Source organism: Neobacillus niacini (genome assembly GCF_046591715.1).
Taxonomy (GTDB): domain Bacteria; phylum Bacillota; class Bacilli; order Bacillales; family Cytobacillaceae; genus Neobacillus; species Neobacillus niacini_L.
This window is the reverse complement of the sequence record NZ_JAWVNQ010000024.1, coordinates 20,311-37,332: the sequence shown is the minus strand read 5'-3', so window position 1 is coordinate 37,332 and position 17,022 is coordinate 20,311. Positions and strand designations below refer to the sequence as shown.

The 17,022-nt window shown below is 40.2% G+C and carries 9 protein-coding genes, 21 tRNA genes and 1 rRNA gene; 30 read left to right on the top strand and 1 reads right to left on the bottom strand.

Translation table 11 applies throughout. The annotated features are described in order from the left end of the window. Window positions 1–107: 107 nt before the first annotated feature. From rrf to SFC47_RS24910, 27 genes are all read left to right on the top strand, one after another. Window positions 108–224: ribosomal RNA gene (rrf, locus tag SFC47_RS25040) — 5S ribosomal RNA — on the top strand. Window positions 225–234: 10 nt separating this feature from the next. Next, window positions 235–310 (top strand) — tRNA-Val (locus tag SFC47_RS25035). A 21-nt stretch (window positions 311–331) separates the two neighbouring features. Next, a tRNA-Thr gene (locus tag SFC47_RS25030) sits at window positions 332–407 on the top strand. Window positions 408–445: 38 nt separating this feature from the next. Then, window positions 446–521 (top strand) — tRNA-Lys (locus SFC47_RS25025). A gap of 31 nt (window positions 522–552) precedes the next feature. Beyond that, window positions 553–634: transfer RNA gene (locus SFC47_RS25020), tRNA-Leu, on the top strand. Window positions 635–662: 28 nt separating this feature from the next. Beyond that, a tRNA-Gly gene (locus tag SFC47_RS25015) sits at window positions 663–737 on the top strand. A 5-nt stretch (window positions 738–742) separates the two neighbouring features. Then, window positions 743–831: transfer RNA gene (locus tag SFC47_RS25010), tRNA-Leu, on the top strand. Between the two features lie 39 nt (window positions 832–870). Then, window positions 871–947 (top strand) — tRNA-Arg (locus tag SFC47_RS25005). Window positions 948–954: 7 nt separating this feature from the next. Then, window positions 955–1,031 (top strand) — tRNA-Pro (locus SFC47_RS25000). A gap of 20 nt (window positions 1,032–1,051) precedes the next feature. Then, window positions 1,052–1,127, top strand: a tRNA-Ala gene (locus tag SFC47_RS24995). A 43-nt stretch (window positions 1,128–1,170) separates the two neighbouring features. After that, a tRNA-Met gene (locus SFC47_RS24990) sits at window positions 1,171–1,247 on the top strand. Window positions 1,248–1,266: 19 nt separating this feature from the next. Further along, window positions 1,267–1,343, top strand: a tRNA-Ile gene (locus SFC47_RS24985). Window positions 1,344–1,360: 17 nt separating this feature from the next. Then, a tRNA-Ser gene (locus SFC47_RS24980) sits at window positions 1,361–1,453 on the top strand. A gap of 175 nt (window positions 1,454–1,628) precedes the next feature. Continuing rightward, a tRNA-Met gene (locus tag SFC47_RS24975) sits at window positions 1,629–1,702 on the top strand. Between the two features lie 3 nt (window positions 1,703–1,705). Further along, window positions 1,706–1,782 (top strand) — tRNA-Asp (locus SFC47_RS24970). Between the two features lie 25 nt (window positions 1,783–1,807). Beyond that, a tRNA-Phe gene (locus SFC47_RS24965) sits at window positions 1,808–1,883 on the top strand. Between the two features lie 29 nt (window positions 1,884–1,912). Beyond that, window positions 1,913–1,988: transfer RNA gene (locus SFC47_RS24960), tRNA-His, on the top strand. Between the two features lie 17 nt (window positions 1,989–2,005). After that, window positions 2,006–2,079: transfer RNA gene (locus tag SFC47_RS24955), tRNA-Gly, on the top strand. Between the two features lie 6 nt (window positions 2,080–2,085). Further along, window positions 2,086–2,162: transfer RNA gene (locus SFC47_RS24950), tRNA-Ile, on the top strand. A 22-nt stretch (window positions 2,163–2,184) separates the two neighbouring features. Beyond that, a tRNA-Asn gene (locus SFC47_RS24945) sits at window positions 2,185–2,259 on the top strand. Window positions 2,260–2,267: 8 nt separating this feature from the next. Next, a tRNA-Ser gene (locus SFC47_RS24940) sits at window positions 2,268–2,358 on the top strand. Window positions 2,359–2,368: 10 nt separating this feature from the next. Continuing rightward, window positions 2,369–2,440, top strand: a tRNA-Glu gene (locus SFC47_RS24935). A gap of 1,231 nt (window positions 2,441–3,671) precedes the next feature. Then, window positions 3,672–5,618 carry a 1,4-alpha-glucan branching protein GlgB gene (gene glgB, locus SFC47_RS24930; protein WP_411257257.1) on the top strand — a complete coding sequence of 649 codons (1,947 nt, stop codon included), beginning with the start codon at window positions 3,672–3,674 and terminating at the stop codon, window positions 5,616–5,618. Continuing rightward, complete coding sequence (locus tag SFC47_RS24925; RefSeq protein ID WP_411257256.1) at window positions 5,560–6,705, top strand: glucose-1-phosphate adenylyltransferase; 1,146 nt, start codon at window positions 5,560–5,562, stop codon at window positions 6,703–6,705. Before glgB ends, SFC47_RS24925 begins: the two co-directional genes overlap by 59 nt. A gap of 149 nt (window positions 6,706–6,854) precedes the next feature. Further along, window positions 6,855–7,886 carry a GlgC family sugar phosphate nucleotidyltransferase gene (locus SFC47_RS24920; RefSeq protein ID WP_411257255.1) on the top strand — a complete coding sequence of 344 codons (1,032 nt, stop codon included), beginning with the start codon at window positions 6,855–6,857 and terminating at the stop codon, window positions 7,884–7,886. Continuing rightward, on the top strand, window positions 7,883–9,331 hold the full coding sequence (gene glgA / locus SFC47_RS24915; protein ID WP_411257254.1) for a glycogen synthase GlgA: 1,449 nt from the start codon (window positions 7,883–7,885) through the stop codon (window positions 9,329–9,331). The genes SFC47_RS24920 and glgA overlap by 4 nt, the downstream gene beginning before the upstream one ends. Next, on the top strand, window positions 9,321–11,714 hold the full coding sequence (locus SFC47_RS24910; protein WP_411257253.1) for a glycogen/starch/alpha-glucan phosphorylase: 2,394 nt from the start codon (window positions 9,321–9,323) through the stop codon (window positions 11,712–11,714). The genes glgA and SFC47_RS24910 overlap by 11 nt, the downstream gene beginning before the upstream one ends. A 46-nt stretch (window positions 11,715–11,760) precedes the next feature. Here the strand turns inward: SFC47_RS24910 and SFC47_RS24905 are convergent, their stop codons facing one another. Then, window positions 11,761–12,699, bottom strand: a complete 939-nt coding sequence (locus tag SFC47_RS24905; RefSeq protein WP_411257252.1) for a 1,4-dihydroxy-2-naphthoate polyprenyltransferase — start codon at window positions 12,697–12,699, stop codon at window positions 11,761–11,763. Between the two features lie 349 nt (window positions 12,700–13,048). Between SFC47_RS24905 and SFC47_RS24900 the strand changes: the two genes are divergently transcribed. Genes SFC47_RS24900 through menH form a run of 3 tightly spaced genes read left to right on the top strand, consistent with a single transcriptional unit; the run spans window position 13,049 to window position 17,011 of the window. Continuing rightward, complete coding sequence (locus SFC47_RS24900) at window positions 13,049–14,449, top strand: isochorismate synthase (RefSeq protein ID WP_411257251.1); 1,401 nt, start codon at window positions 13,049–13,051, stop codon at window positions 14,447–14,449. 1 nt (window position 14,450) lies between these two features. Beyond that, window positions 14,451–16,199: a 2-succinyl-5-enolpyruvyl-6-hydroxy-3-cyclohexene-1-carboxylic-acid synthase gene (menD, locus tag SFC47_RS24895; RefSeq protein ID WP_411257250.1), complete on the top strand. Its 1,749-nt coding sequence runs from the start codon at window positions 14,451–14,453 to the stop codon at window positions 16,197–16,199. Next, window positions 16,199–17,011: a 2-succinyl-6-hydroxy-2,4-cyclohexadiene-1-carboxylate synthase gene (gene menH, locus SFC47_RS24890; protein WP_411257249.1), complete on the top strand. Its 813-nt coding sequence runs from the start codon at window positions 16,199–16,201 to the stop codon at window positions 17,009–17,011. Before menD ends, menH begins: the two co-directional genes overlap by 1 nt. The last annotated feature ends 11 nt before the right edge of the window (window positions 17,012–17,022 follow it).

Here is a 17,022-nt window from a genome sequence, read left to right as displayed (position 1 = left end):
TACTTCTTCTGAAATTATCTAGTTTTGAGGGAATGAAATTTTTTAAAAAAACCTCTTGAAAAATGTCGAAAAGACAGTATAATAGTAAATGTCTTTGAAAAAAATAGTCTGGCAATAATGGCGAGAAGGTCACACCCGTTCCCATACCGAACACGGAAGTTAAGCTTCTCAGCGCCGATGGTAGTTGGAACGCAAGTTCCTGTGAGAGTAGGACGTTGCCAGGCTGTACAATATGGAGGATTAGCTCAGCTGGGAGAGCATCTGCCTTACAAGCAGAGGGTCGGCGGTTCGATCCCGTCATCCTCCACCATAATATACTAATATTTATTATGCCGGGGTAGCTCAATTGGTAGAGCAACTGACTTGTAATCAGTAGGTTGGGGGTTCAAGTCCTCTCGCCGGCACCAGAGTTTTTTCGCGATAGCGAAACTAACTTTCCTTGTATGAGCCATTAGCTCAGTTGGTAGAGCATCTGACTTTTAATCAGAGGGTCGAAGGTTCGAGTCCTTCATGGCTCACCATAGTTTTTAAGCAGCAATGCAGCTTTAATATGCGGGTGTGGCGGAATTGGCAGACGCACCAGACTTAGGATCTGGCGCCGCAAGGCGTGGGGGTTCGACTCCCTTCACCCGCACTTATAATAGCAATATCGCAGCATATATGCGGAAGTAGTTCAGTGGTAGAACACCACCTTGCCAAGGTGGGGGTCGCGGGTTCGAATCCCGTCTTCCGCTCCAATGTTGCCGGGGTGGCGGAACTGGCAGACGCACAGGACTTAAAATCCTGCGGTAGGTGACTACCGTACCGGTTCGATTCCGGTCCTCGGCACCAGAGTTTTTTCGCGATAGCGAAAATAACTTTCAATTAAATGCGCCCGTAGCTCAATTGGATAGAGTGTCTGACTACGGATCAGAAGGTTATGGGTTCGACTCCTTTCGGGCGCGCCATATTTTACGGGAAGTAGCTCAGCTTGGTAGAGCACTTGGTTTGGGACCAAGGGGTCGCAGGTTCGAATCCTGTCTTCCCGACCAGTCTTCAATGTTATTAAAATGGGGCCTTAGCTCAGCTGGGAGAGCGCCTGCTTTGCACGCAGGAGGTCAGCGGTTCGATCCCGCTAGGCTCCACCAAAGTTTTTTACGAAGTAAAATAACTTACAACTTTATGTTTTTTGGCGGTGTAGCTCAGCTGGCTAGAGCGTACGGTTCATACCCGTAAGGTCGGGGGTTCGATCCCCTCCGCCGCTACCAAATAATCAATCTTTAAATTGGACCTTTAGCTCAGCTGGTTAGAGCAGACGGCTCATAACCGTCCGGTCGTAGGTTCGAGTCCTACAAGGTCCACCAGTAATTTTATATAATATGGAGGAATACCCAAGTCCGGCTGAAGGGATCGGTCTTGAAAACCGACAGGCGGGTTAAACCGCGCGGGGGTTCGAATCCCTCTTCCTCCGCCATATTATTACTTCAGCACTAGAAATACTTTTTATTGTCGCGGGGTGGAGCAACAAGCGTTACTTCACAGAATAAACTGCGAGTTGTATCAATCGTACTGCTGCTTGAATTGGCTTTCTAAGATTGATACAGTCCATACAAAATATGGGCATGAAGTAAATATCTGATTTTTATTGTCGCGGGGTGGAGCAGTCCGGTAGCTCGTCGGGCTCATAACCCGAAGGTCGCAGGTTCAAATCCTGTCCCCGCAATACGGTCTGGTAGTTCAGTTGGTTAGAATGCCTGCCTGTCACGCAGGAGGTCGCGGGTTCGAGTCCCGTCCAGACCGCCATTTTTTTAAAATGGCAAAATAATGTGGCTCAGTAGCTCAGTCGGTAGAGCAAAGGACTGAAAATCCTTGTGTCGGCGGTTCGATTCCGTCCTGAGCCACCATTTATGTTTTGGTTGTTATTATTATGATGGCGATTGTGGCGAAGTGGTTAACGCATCGGATTGTGGTTCCGACATTCGTGGGTTCGATTCCCATCAGTCGCCCCATCTATTCATTTAACTTTGCGGGTGTAGTTTAGTGGTAAAACCTCAGCCTTCCAAGCTGATGTTGTGAGTTCGATTCTCATCACCCGCTCCAATTTATGGGCCTATAGCTCAGCTGGTTAGAGCGCACGCCTGATAAGCGTGAGGTCGATGGTTCGAGTCCATTTAGGCCCACCAGAATTTCTATAATTTCTATTGTTCCGCAGTAGCTCAGTGGTAGAGCTATCGGCTGTTAACCGATCGGTCGTAGGTTCGAGTCCTACCTGCGGAGCCATTTTTTATGGGGAAGTACTCAAGAGGCTGAAGAGGCGCCCCTGCTAAGGGTGTAGGTCGGGTAACCGGCGCGAGGGTTCAAATCCCTCCTTCTCCGCCATAAAATTTTTGGCCCCTTGGTCAAGTGGTTAAGACACCTCCCTTTCACGGAGGTAACACGGGTTCGAATCCCGTAGGGGTCATACAAAAAAGCTGATGATATATTATCATCAGTTTTTTTGTGCATATTTTTATTTGTTAAGCAGGAGATACCTCAATCTTGAAATACTAATAATTAATCACTCTAGGCGGTAGTGATAAAAACATAGCAGCCAATAGTAAGTGGGTCACAGCACCCCTGGAGTGCCCCAAGATCGTAAGAAAATCATAATTGGGTAACTCCAGCACCCCTGGAGTGCCCCAAGATCGTAAGAAAATCATATTTGGGTAACTCCAGCCCCCCTGGAGTGCCCCAAGATCGTAAGAAAATCATATTTGGGTAACTCCAGCACCCCTGGAGTGCCCCAAGATCGTAAGAAAATCATAGTTGGGTAACTCCAGTACCCCTGGAGTGCCCCAAGATATTAAGAAAATCATAGTTGGGTAACTCCAGCACCCCTGGAGTGCCCCAAGATCGTAAGAAAATCATAGTTGGGTAACTCCAGCCCCCCTGGAGTGCCCCAAGATCGTAAGAAAATCATATTTGGGTAACTCCAGCAGCCCTGGAGTGCCCCAAGATCGTAAGAAAATCATAGTTGGGTAACTCCAGCCCCCCTGGAGTGCCCCAAGATCGTAAGAAAATCATATTTGGGTAACTCCAGCCCCCCTGGAGTGCCCCAAGATCGTAAGAAAATCATATTCGGGTAATTCCAGCCCGCCTGGAGTGCCTCAATCCCATATAAAATCGCAATAGGGTAATTCCAGCCTAAAATATGCTGCTTTAGCAGCTAGAAAAACGCTATCTCCCTGATTACACACTAGAAATTTCCAAATAAATAATTATATCAAAATATTTGTTGTTATATAAGTAAAACAAACATTGTAATCCTCCAAAACGACGATAGCTAGTCTAAGAGATGAGACATCCATTTTTGAAGAAAATTTCTATTCTACTATAATTTTCCCCTTTACCGCATTACCCAGAGAAACGTTGATAACGCTTACATTCACTGGGTTTTCTTTAAATTGCCACTGTTGAAATTATCCCATTTTAAATAATATTTTTTACCCAAAATCACAAAAAAACTTTATATATTTTTGTCGTTAATTGACGGAATTTTTGTTGAATAGTGTCGTATATTGTCAAAAAAGAACGACAAATGACATACTATAAAACTTATTGTCAGAAAAGATAAAAAAGTTTTACAAGGATTATTTCTAATTTGCACTTATAATTAACCCTTGAAATACATTTTCACAAGGATGAGGTTATTAATGGCAGTGAATACTTTATATCCAACAGACTATCAGTTGCATTTATTTCATGAAGGAAACCTTTTTCAAAGTCATCACCTTTTTGGAGCGCACGTTTTTAAACAATCAGACAAAGTCTATACCAGATTTTGTGTTTGGGCTCCAAATGCGAAAGAAGTCAGGCTGGTTGGGAACTTCAATAACTGGGATGGAGAAGGTTACGATTTACATAGGGTAAACAATGAAGGTGTATGGATTATAGTCATTGATCAAGACCTGAATGGTTGCCTCTATAAATATGAAATAACAACAATGCAAAATGAACAGATTTTAAAATCAGATCCATATGCCTTTTATTCTGAATTAAGGCCAAATACAGCTTCAATCGTTTATTCATTGAGAAATTACGATTGGCAGGATAACCATTGGATGCATCGGAAACAGAAAAGGAACTTTTTAACTGAGCCGCAGGTAATTTATGAAGTACATTTTGGATCTTGGAAGAAACATGAAAATGGCGACTTTTTAACATATAGGGAAATGGCAGCAGAACTCATTCCTTATGTGCTTGAACATGGTTTTACACATGTAGAATTATTACCTCTTATTGAACACCCCTATGACGGTTCTTGGGGCTATCAAGGAACTGGATACTTTTCCACAACCTCACGCTATGGCACACCAAAGGACTTCATGTACTTTGTTGACCAATGCCATCAGAATGGCATAGGCGTTATTCTTGATTGGGTGCCTGGTCACTATTGTAAGGATTCACATGGGTTATACCGATTTGACGGGTCACATATCTATTCCTACGAAACAGAGAGTGACAGGGAAAACAAAGTTTGGGGGACAGCAAACTTTGACCTTGGAAAAGGTGAGGTTCAAAGCTTCCTTATCTCTAATGCCTTTTTTTGGATAGATTATTTTCATATTGATGGGTTCAGGATGGACGCTGTTGCCAATATCATTTATTGGCCAAATTCAGACGAAAATAAAGAAAACCCATTTGGAATTGATTTTCTTAAAAAGCTAAATGTAGAAGTTCATGAATACGATCCAACGTTTCTAATGATTGGAGAGGATTCAACTGATTTTCCTAATGTTACCTCGCCTGTCCATTATGGTGGATTAGGCTTCGATTATAAATGGAATATGGGCTGGATGAATGACATGTTAAAGTACATGGAAACTCCGCCTTTTGCACGGGCAAGTGTTCATTCTAAGGTAACTTTTTCACTTCTATATGCCTTTTCAGAAAACTTTATGCTCCCATTTTCACATGATGAAGTAGTCCACGGTAAAAAGTCATTATTAGATAAGATGCCGGGAGATTATTGGGAGAAGTTCGCACAGCTGCGCTTACTTCTAGGATACATGTTTGCCCATCCTGGGAAGAACTTACTGTTTATGGGATTTGAACTGGGGCAGTTTTCAGAATGGAAGGATAAAGAACAATTAGATTGGAATTTGTTAGATTATGAAATGCATCGCAATGTAAATTTCTATGTTAAACAATTAACAAAAATTTATAAACGTTCTAAGGCACTTTATGAGCTTGACTATAAGCATGATGGATTTGAATGGATCGACTGTAATAACTCCAGTCAATCAATCTTTTCCTTTATACGAAAAGGTAAGACGGAGAATGATTATTTAGTCATCATATGCAATTTTACTGGAGTCCATTATCCAGAATATAAAATTGGAGTCCCCGTTCAATGTGAGTTTAGAGAAATATTAAACAGTGACCATCAAGATTTTGGCGGCGCTGGATTTATAAATAAGAAAACAGTAATGGCACAAGAAGAGCCATTTCATGGTAAACCATATTCCGTTAATGTGACGATACCGCCTTTTGGCTTTCAGATCATACGACCGGTGAAAAAACGAAAGGAGAGAAAAGGCAATGGGAAAGAAAAAGTGCGTAGCCATGCTATTGGCAGGAGGGAAAGGAAGCAGACTTAATTCACTAACGAAAGATTTGGCAAAGCCTGCGGTTCCGTTTGGTGGAAAATATCGAATCATTGATTTTACTTTAAGCAATTGTGCAAATTCAGGTATTGATACAGTTGGGGTTTTAACTCAGTATCAGCCGTTACTATTAAACTCTTATATCGGAATTGGAAGTGCATGGGATCTAGACCGTAAAGACGGCGGGGTAACAGTATTGCCGCCTTACGCAGAGACATCTGAAGTCAAATGGTATACCGGAACAGCAAGTGCCATATATCAGAACATTAATTATTTAAAGCAGTATCAGCCTGAATATGTATTAATTCTCTCAGGCGATCATATTTACAAAATGAACTACGAAAGTATGCTGGAATATCACATTGAAAAAAGAGCAGATGCAACTATTTCTTTAATCGAAGTTCCTTGGGCAGAAGCTAGTCGTTTTGGAATTATGAATACGAACGAGGATATGAGAATAACAGAGTTTGAGGAAAAGCCAGCAGAGCCTAAAAATAACTTAGCCTCCATGGGGATTTATATCTTCAGTTGGAATGTCCTAAAAGAATATTTGGAAATGGACGCTAGAAATAGTAAATCCTCCCATGATTTTGGTAAAGACATTATTCCTTCCTTATTAGAAGAAAACAAAAAGCTTTATGCCTATCCATTCAAAGGATATTGGAAGGATGTAGGTACAGTTAAGAGTCTTTGGGAAGCAAATATGGATTTATTAAATGATGAATGTGACTTAGATCTATTTGATCATGATTGGAGAATTTATTCCGTAAATCCTAATCAGCCGCCTCAGTATATTTCTCCAGAGGCCATTGTGAAGGAGTCTCTTATTAATGAGGGATGTACCATTGAAGGGGAAATAGATAATTCTGTTTTATTCCAAGGCGTCAGCGTAGGTAAAGGATCTATCATTAAGGAATCAGTCATCATGCCGGACGCTGTAATTGGAGAAAACGTTAAGATTGAAAAAGCAATTGTACCAAGTGACGTTGTCATTCCAGATGGAACCGTGATACGTTCATTCGATGATGAAATTATTCTAGTTACAGAAGAAATGTTAAGCGGGTTACATCCTGCTTTATAATTTGGTGCTATCTAACACTGGGCGATACCGGTGACGAGTCATAAGCTATTTCTTCGGAAGGCAAAAAGCACGCCTTCTGTCAGCGCTTGTCTTACACTCGTCGCCGGTAAGCGGGCGCCCTGCGCTTATATTTTGGGAGGGGACTTGTATTGAAAAGAAAGCTATTAGGTGTAATTGATGCAACAACGTACCATGATGATTTAGAGGAACTTTTGACTCACCGCTCACTTGCAGCCCTTCCTTTTGCAGGAAGATATCGTATTATTGACTTTGTTCTTTCGAATATGGTTAATTCTGGGATTGAAAGTGTAGCCATCTTTCCGAAAATGATGTATCGGTCGCTAATGGACCACCTTGGTTCAGGAAAGAATTGGGATCTGAACCGCAAACGTGATGGACTTTTCTTTTTTCCAACACCTGTTGTTGATTCAGATATTAATAAAATAGGTTCATTTGAGAACTTTGCTGCAAACTTAGATTTCTTTTACCGCAGCAGACAAGAATATTGTGTTATTACGAATTGTTATACAGTTGTCAATATGAACTTCAAGCCATTGCTTGATTATCATATTCATTCAGGATGTGACATAACGGAAATTTACCATGAAGATGGAAACCCAATGGAAATGTATTTGGTAAAAACATCTTTACTCATTAAACTAATAGAATCAAGAAATGAAACAGGTTATACCTGCATGAAGGATGTTGTATTAGACCCTGAACATTATTACAACATTTGCCGCTATAAATATTCTGGATATGCAGTTATGATCAACTCTATCCAAAATTATTTTTCTACTAGTCTAAATTTATTAAACTCCGATGTTTGGAAACAATTATTTATTAATGAACAGCCAATTTTAACAAAGGTTAAAGATGAGCCGCCAACCCGTTATCTGAAAGGGTCAAGTGTTCAAAATGCCATGATTGCAAATGGCTGCTTAATCAATGGTTCCGTTGAAAATAGTATCATTTCCAGGGGAGTAAAAATTGGTAAAGGAGCAGTTATTAAAAATTGCATCATTATGCAAAAGTGCGTAATTGAAGATAACTGTTACCTGGATTCCGTCATATTAGACAAAGACGTAAAGGTTGAAGAGGGTACCATCTTAACAGGTACCGCCAGAAATCCTTTTGTTGTGCGTAAGGGTACGAAGCAAGGAGCGTTGATGAATTCGTGAAAGTATTATTTGCAGTTTCAGAGTGTGGACCATTTGCAAAATCAGGAGGGCTTGCAGACGTTGCAGGCTCCCTGCCTAAAGAACTTAAGAGTTTAGGTACAGACGTACGGGTTATTCTGCCTAAGTATGGAAGTATTGCAGATGAATTTAAAGCCGATATGAAAAAACGTAAAGAATTTACAGTATCTGTGGGCTGGAGAAATCAATACTGCGGAATTGAGGAGCTTTCATACGAGGGAGTAACCTACTATTTTGTTGATAATGAGTATTATTTTAAACGTGCACAGTTCTATGGTTATTATGATGATGGTGAAAGATTTGCCTACTTCAACCGGGCTGTGCTGGAAGCATTGGCACATTTAGACTTCTATCCTGATGTTCTTCATTGCCATGACTGGCATACAGCGATGATTCCGTTTTTATTAAGAATGGAATATTACAAAAGAAAAGGCTATGGATTGATTCGCACTGTTTTCACGATTCACAATCTGCAGTTTCAGGGCATTTTCCCTAGAGAAACGCTTGGAGACCTGTTTGGTTTAGATTGGGGAGCTTTCCACTCAGAAAATTTAGAGTTTTTTGGCTGTTTAAACTATATGAAGGGTGCTCTTGTTGCTGCTGACGAAATCACTACTGTAAGCCCAACCTATAAACAGGAAATTAAAACTCCGGAATATGGAGAAAAACTTGACGGCTTATTGAAAACAAGAGAAGAAGATTTAGTTGGAATTTTAAACGGTATTGATGATAAATTCTATAATCCAGAAGAAGATGCGTTAATCTATAAAACTTTTACAGCAAATGATCTTGATAATAAAGCAGTGAATAAAAGTGAAATCCAAAAGCATTTTGGACTGCCGCAGAGCCCAAATACACCGCTAATGGTGATGATTACAAGGCTCACTAAACAAAAAGGCTTAGACCTCGTTAAATGCGTTTTAAGGGATATTCTTCATGAAGATATACAAATGATCGTCTTGGGTACTGGGGACTATGACTATGAGGAGTATTTGCGCCATGCTGCAAACACCTATCCAAATAAATTAAAGGTGCACATCGGCTTCAGTGAAGGACTGGCTCACAAGCTGTACGCTGCTGCTGACCTTTTCCTAATGCCATCCCTTTTTGAACCATGCGGACTTGGACAACTTATCGCAATGCGGTACGGTGCGGTGCCAATTGTTCGTGAAACAGGAGGCCTGAATGATACCGTACAATCTTGGAATGAGATAACCAATGAAGGAAACGGGTTTTCTTTTAAAAATTTCAATGCCCATGACATGCTTTATACGATTAGAAGAGCATTACGCTTTTATCATGACCCCGCTTGGGAAGCGATTGTTCAAAAAGCGATGGCAAAGGATAACAGCTGGGCCCAGTCTGCATTTAAGTATAATCAGCTGTATGCAGAGCTGATCGCGAGGAGTGAAACCCATGTTTTCTAATCCAACAGAATTTAAGAATCACTTTCTAAAGAAGGTTAATATGGTTTGCGGAAAGAGCTTTTCAGAAAGCTCTGAGCGGGACCATTATCAAACACTTGGGATTATGATTCGGGAGTTTGTTAGTCACGATTGGATAAAAACGAATGAACGATACCTGGCAGCAAAGGGGAAACAAGTATATTATCTATCGATAGAATATTTGTTAGGAAAGCTGTTACGTCAAAATTTAATCAATCTAGGAATCGAAGAAACGGTAGAAGCGGGTCTGCGGGACCTAGGTATTGATTTAAGTAATTTAGAGGAATTAGAAAGTGATGCAGGCTTAGGAAACGGCGGCTTAGGCAGATTAGCCGCTTGTTTTCTGGATTCCCTTGCCTCGCTGAATCTTCCTGGCCATGGTCATGGAATCCGCTATAAGCATGGTCTTTTTGAACAGAAAATAGTGGATGGATATCAAGTTGAACTTCCAGAACAGTGGCTAAGGAGCGGAAATGTCTGGGAAGTAAGAAAGGCAGATTTGGCTGTGAAAATCCCTTTCTGGGGAAAGGTCGAAGGAAGAACAGAGAATGGCCGTTTAATCTTCCAACATTTGAATGCTGAAACTGTCACAGCTGTTCCGCATGATATGCCGGTTATTGGTTATAATTCAGACACCGTAAATACCCTGCGACTGTGGAATGCAGAACCTTCTCAATTCCCTTTCCATGAGGATATTTTAAAGTATAAACGGGAAACCGAGTCCGTCTCTGAATTCCTCTATCCGGATGATACACATGATGAGGGAAAAATCCTGAGGTTAAAACAGCAATATTTCTTAGTATCAGCAAGTATTCAATCCATCATCAAAACGTATCGGAAACAACATGGAAACTTAAAGGAACTTCATCAGCATGTTTGTATTCATATAAATGATACTCACCCAGTTTTGGCTATTCCTGAACTAATGAGAATTCTTATTGATGAGGAAGGTTTTGATTGGGACCAAGCTTGGTATATTACCAGACATACCATTTCCTATACGAACCATACAACTTTATCAGAAGCGCTGGAAAAATGGCCGATTCGCATTTTTCAGCCGTTATTACCACGCATTTATATGCTTGTTGAAGAAATAAATGAACAATTTTGCGGAGAGTTATGGGACCAATACACTGGGGATTGGGATAGAATTGCCAAGCTTGCAATCATCGCAGACGGTTATGTGAAAATGGCTCACTTAGCAATAGTGGGAAGTTTCAGTGTGAATGGTGTTGCCAAGCTTCATACAGAGATTCTAAAGACACGCGAAATGAATCAATTTTATCAGTTGTTTCCAGAGAAATTCAATAATAAAACAAATGGTATCGCCCACCGCCGCTGGTTATTAAAAGGAAATCCTGACTTATCGGCCTTAATCACCGAATCCATTGGTCCTTCATGGACACATGCACCAAGCGATTTGGTTCAATTACTCAAATATGAAAATGATACTTCCTTCATGGATAAGCTTTTAAAAATTAAGAGAGATAACAAAGAGGTGCTCGCTGGTGTAATCCAAACTCAGAACGGAATTACAGTGGATTCCTCTGCAATCTTTGATGTTCAGGTAAAGCGCCTGCATGCCTATAAGAGGCAGCTGCTAAAGGTTCTGCATATCATGTATCTTTATAATCGAATCAAAGAAGATTCAAGTTTTTCAATGGTACCAAGAGTATTCATTTTTGGAGCAAAGGCATCACCGGGTTATTATTATGCAAAGAAAATTATTAAGCTTATTAATACGGTTGCTGAGAAAGTAAACAATGACCCTGCTATTGGCGATAAGATGAAAGTCGTTTTCCTCGAAAACTACCGCGTTTCGCTTGCAGAAAAAGTTTTTCCAGCTGCTGATTTAAGTGAACAAATTTCAACAGCAAGTAAAGAAGCATCTGGTACTGGGAATATGAAGTTTATGATTAATGGGGCACTGACCGTAGGAACCATGGATGGAGCCAATATTGAGATTCATGAATTGGTGGGAGATGAGAACATCTTTACCTTCGGACTTTCTGCTGATGAAGTACTCCACTATTACCAGCATGGGGGCTATCAATCAATTGAATATTATCATCATGACAGCCGCATTCGTCAAGCAGTTGATCAGCTTGTTAATGGATTTTTCCCTGGCGTCTATAATGAATTTGAACCGATATTTGATTCTTTACTAGAAGAAAATGACCAGTACTTCGTTTTGAAGGATTTTGCCTCCTATGCAGACACACAAAAGAAAATTGGTGAGACCTTTAGGAATCAGCAAGTATGGCAAAAGAAGTGTCTAATTAACATTGCTCACGCAGGATATTTTTCAAGTGATCGGACAATCAAAGAGTATGCCGACCATATTTGGGGAATTAAATCTCTATAAACAAAAAAGGCTTCTGCTGGTAATAGCAGAAGCCCTTTTTGATTTATTAAGAAACAAAGTGGCCAATAAGAAGTCCAATGGCAAGTAAGAATCCAAAGATTGTATTGGTTTGCGCCGTAGCTTTCATTGCTGGAGCCATTTGTATCGGTAAATCTCCAGCAATAAAGCCTTTAATGGCTTTAATTGCTTTAGGAATACTAAGAACAACAATAATTGTCCAAATAGGAGCAACACCTGTGATAATTAGTCCTAATACCCAAAGAAATGAGAATCCAAACAGATATGCCATTAAGGTAACGGCCTTCTTTTTACCAATAAGTATAGCTAATGTTCTTCGTCCATTTTCTTTATCTCCCTCTAAGTCCCTTATGTTATTAGAGAAATTAATAACACCAACCAGAACTAAGATTGGAACTGAGATGAGGACGCTATTTGCAGTAACTGTTCCAGTTTGGATAAAAAATGAGATTAAGATGATAAGCATACCCATAAAGAAACCTGCGAAAACTTCCCCAAATGGTGTATATGCAATCGGAAAAGGTCCGCCTGTATATAAGTAACCAACTGCCATACAAACTAGGCCGAGGACGGCCAGCCACCAGCTAGTACTCATACAAATGTATACCCCGATCAAAAGAGCAATTCCATATAGACTTAATGCAAGCTGCATCACTGTTTTAGGCTTGATTCCATCACGGACAATGGTACCGCCGATTCCGATTGAGTGCTCATTGTCGAGACCGCGTTTGAAATCATAATACTCGTTAAACATATTGGTTGCTGCTTGTATTAATAAACTGGCAATTAACATCGCAAAGAAAAGACCAAAGTGTATTTCCCCAAGTGAAAGTGCTAGAACTGTACCTAACAATACCGGAACAAATGAGGCAGTTAACGTATGTGGACGTGTCATTTGCCACCAAACCTGAAAACCGCGATTAGACTCAACAACAGGCTTTGAAGGTTGCTGTATATTTGGCTGCATTCTCTTCTCTCCCTTTTTATATTTATCTATATCATATATAGCAAGATTCGCTTATAAACTTTCCAACCCTAAGTTTATGCGAATTTAAGGAGGATAGTCAATTATTTTTTATTAGCGGAATTAGTAGATAATTCCTGTCTGATTATTAATAAGAATTTGGAGGGAAAATGAAATAAACGAGTGAAAATCAAAAACAACCCTGTTCGGACTTATTTACGTTATAATAAGGAAGTCAAAGAGGGATAGATAGTGACAAGTATTACTGACTTCTTTACAATGAATGTAGTATCTTTAAATTAGTATTAAAATGAATGGATAACAGTCATTTGGCTGTTTTGGAGGGATTTTTTTGGTTACCATTCAGGAAACGGAATTAAAGGAAAGGGGTCTTTTGGCAGTAAGTACTGCTCAAAAACTAGGAAGGCCCATTCTAATTAGTGAAGTTCACAAAATGGACAGAGTTGACCCAATATCCTTTTTTAATAGTGGAAGAGAACGCTATCTGGGAGAACGGTTCTATTGGAAAGACCCATCGGATGATGTTGTGCTTATTGGTCTTGGCATATCAAAACAAATTCAGTCGGATCAGGCTACTGACCGCTTTTTTCATGTTGAAGAGGAATGGAAGGGATTTTTAAAGGATAGTCTTATCTTTAATCCGTACAAAGAAGATGGAATAGGACCGGTAATGTTCGGGGGATTCTCCTTTGATCCGCATAAACCAAAAACATCGCTTTGGTCTAAATATGCAGATTCTTTGTTCCATATTCCAAAATTTATGTTAACCATGGTTGAAGGACAAACTTTTTTAACGACGAATATTGTTTGTACCCAAAATGATGATTATACACTATTTGAAAAAGTAATACAGGAGCGGGTCCAATTACTCACTTCTTCTAAAGAAGATGTAGTAATAAAACCGGCAGTACTCCTTGAAACGAAAGAAATTTCTCCACAAGAATGGAAACAGAGTGTGAATGATGTGGTAGAGGATCTAAAAGAAGGTTCATTAAAAAAGGTGGTTCTTGCTCGGGAATTAAGGTTATTTTTTGATCAGCCCGTTAAAGCAGAGGTAATACTTAAAAATTTGTATAATCAACAGCGCGATAGCTTTATTTTTGTTTTTGAATCTAATGGAGACTGTTTCATTGGCGCTACACCCGAAAGACTAGTAAAAAAACAAGGAAACAATGTATTTTCTACTTGTCTTGCAGGATCAATTAGACGGGGTAAAACGGAAGAAGAAGACCAGAGGTTAGGGCAAACATTACTCAATGATAATAAAAACCTTATTGAGCATGGATATGTAGTTGAAATGATTAAGGAAGCTTTGGAAGAATCATGCGAGGAAATAATCCTTCCAGATAAGCCGCAATTAATGAAAATTAGGGATATTCAACACCTGTATACCCCAGTCATTGGTAAATGTCAGAAGGATGCTTCATTGCTTTTATTAGTAGAAAGGCTTCATCCAACTCCTGCACTTGGCGGCCTGCCTAAGGAAGAAGCGATCGAGAAAATTAGAGAGGTTGAAGAATTGGATCGTGGATTTTATGCTGCTCCACTTGGGTGGTGTGATTATCAAGGAAACGGTGAATTCTCCGTTTCAATCCGTTCCGGTCTCATTCAAGATAAGGAAGCTTCATTATTTGCAGGCTGTGGTGTCGTTCGTAATTCTGATTCGGAAAGTGAATATTTGGAAACAGGCTTGAAATTCAGACCGATGCTTCGAGCCCTTGGAGGAAATTAATATGGATCATCAAGTTTCATTAACAGCTTATTTAGCTGCCTTTGTTGTAGAGTTAGTACAAACAGGAATAAAAGATGTTGTGGTTAGTCCGGGTTCGAGATCAACTCCAATGGCAATGGTGATGGCTGAACATCCAGATATAAATATTCATATCCACGTAGATGAGCGTTCAGCAGCATTCTTCGCTTTAGGGATCGCAAAAGCTGCTAACAAGCCAGTAGCCATATTATGTACATCGGGTACAGCTGCAGCGAATTATTTTCCGGCTATTATCGAGGCACGGTATTCTCGTGTGCCTTTACTTGTTCTAACTGCTGACCGTCCACATGAGCTTAGAGAAGTGGGAGCTCCGCAAGCCATTGACCAAATTCATTTGTACGGGCAGCATGTAAAATGGTTTGCTGATATGGCATTGCCGGAAAATAGTAATGAAATCATTCGCTATGCCCGAACTGTTGCTGCGCGTGCAGCTGCCATTGCTAGTCAGGCACCTGCTGGCCCTGTCCATCTGAATTTCCCTTTCAGGGAACCGCTAATACCAAAACTAGATGAAGCAATCTTCGAATTGAATGAACGGCCTATGGGCTACGTCCACGTTCGAAATGGGGAATTGACGATTCATGAGGATGAATTTAGGGATATTTCTCATAAGCTGAAGGGTTACAAGAATGGAATAATTGTATGCGGAAACATTGCTGACAATCGTTTTGCTCAAGCTGTCACACAGTTATCGCAAGCCTTGAACTTTCCTGTTTTAGCGGACCCATTGTCCCAGCTGCGAAGTGGACCTCATTCACAAGAAAATATTATTGATACATATGACACTTTCTTACGGAACCCTGATGCTAAGGAATATTTAAAGCCAGATGTCATTCTGCGTTTCGGAGCCATGCCTGTGTCAAAGGCATTAACCATCTTCTTAAAAGAAAATCATCAAGCTGAACAATTTGTTATTGACGGAGCAGGAGGCTGGAGGGATCCGGCAACCCTATCAACGGAAATGATTTTCTGTAATGAAACCATTTTTTGTGAGAAGTTAATAACCTTTACGGATACAAGAGAGTCTTCCGAATTCTTGGGGAAATGGCTGGAAATCAACCAGATTACAAAAGCTAACATGGCTTTAATTAAGGACAGCCCGATGTTAAGCGAGGGTCGACTGTTCTATCAATTACAAGAAATGCTTCCAGAAGATGCTGTATTGTTTGTTGGGAACAGTATGCCAATTAGAGACTTAGATAGTTTCTTTCTTAACAATAATAAATCGATTAAAGTGATGGCTAATAGGGGTGCAAATGGAATTGATGGCACGGTATCTACTGCCCTGGGTGCAGGATTATACTCACAGCCTCTTTACCTTGTTTTAGGAGATTTAACTTTTTTTCATGATTTAAACGGTATGGTTGCTGCGAAGTTATATGACATCGATATCCGAATTATTGTTGTTAACAATAATGGAGGAGGAATTTTCTCATTCCTGCCTCAGGCACAGCACCCAAAGCATTTCGAGCTTTTATTTGGCACTCCTTTAAACCTAGAATTCGAGCATGCGGTATCAATGTTTGGCGGGAACTTTACGAAAGTGAAAGATTGGGATCACCTCCATGAATTATTGCACCAATCTAGTGATGCCAAAGGATTGAATGTCTATGAAGTCGTGACGAACAGAGACAGTAATTTAGAACAACACCGCGAATTTTGGCGTGTTGTTTCCCAGGAAATATCAAATTTTGTCAAAGGTGTTCATTAATGCAGCTGAAAATTAATGATATTGCATATCATGTCGAGACTTGTGGGGAAGGATTCCCATTACTATTATTACACGGCTTCACAGGGGATTCTTCCACTTGGACATCTTTTTGCTCAAGCTGGGGCAGGCACTCTAAATTAATTATTCCTGATATTATTGGTCACGGCAGGTCAGAGTCACCAGAAGATATTCATCGTTATTCTATAGAAGGTGCAGCTTACGACCTGAACTTGCTACTCAACAAGCTGGAAATTGAACAAATAGACCTGCTTGGGTATTCAATGGGAGGGAGACTTGCACTAACCTTTGCACTACTTTATCCGAAAAGGGTAAGAAAACTTATCTTGGAAAGTGCTTCACCGGGCCTCGAGACAGAGGAAGAAAGATCACAGCGCCGTATGAAAGACGGGGAACTTGCAAACTTTATTAATGAACAAGGAATGAAATCCTTTGTTGATTACTGGGAAGACATACCTCTCTTTTCATCGATGAAGTATCTTCCAGAGGCCATTCAAAAAAGTATTAGGAAACAAAGGTTAGCCAATCATCCAAAAGGGCTAGTAAAAAGCTTATTAGGGATGGGAACAGGATCGCAGCCATCATGGTGGGAAAAGTTGTACACAGTAAATTGCGAAGTGCTTCTTCTAACAGGAAGGCTCGATGAAAAGTTCTGCAAAATTGCTGAAAAAATGCAGAAGGAAATGAAAAAGGCGTCATGGATTGTAATTAATGATAGTGGCCATGCAATTCATGTGGAACAAAAAGAAAAGTTTGATACAATAGTAAGTGACTTTTTGTCAATAAGAAACTAAGGAGGAGATTG

Excerpts from the sequence above, each read along its gene's own strand:
- menD (WP_411257250.1), top strand. The coding sequence starts at position 14,451 with ATGGATCATCAAGTTTCATTAACAGCTTATTTAGCTGCCTTTGTTGTA.
- SFC47_RS24905 (WP_411257252.1), bottom strand. The coding sequence starts at position 12,699 with ATGCAGCCAAATATACAGCAACCTTCAAAGCCTGTTGTTGAGTCTAAT.
- menH (WP_411257249.1), top strand. The coding sequence starts at position 16,199 with ATGCAGCTGAAAATTAATGATATTGCATATCATGTCGAGACTTGTGGG.
- glgB (WP_411257257.1), top strand. The coding sequence starts at position 3,672 with ATGGCAGTGAATACTTTATATCCAACAGACTATCAGTTGCATTTATTT.
- SFC47_RS24925 (WP_411257256.1), top strand. The coding sequence starts at position 5,560 with ATGGGAAAGAAAAAGTGCGTAGCCATGCTATTGGCAGGAGGGAAAGGA.
- SFC47_RS24910 (WP_411257253.1), top strand. The coding sequence starts at position 9,321 with ATGTTTTCTAATCCAACAGAATTTAAGAATCACTTTCTAAAGAAGGTT.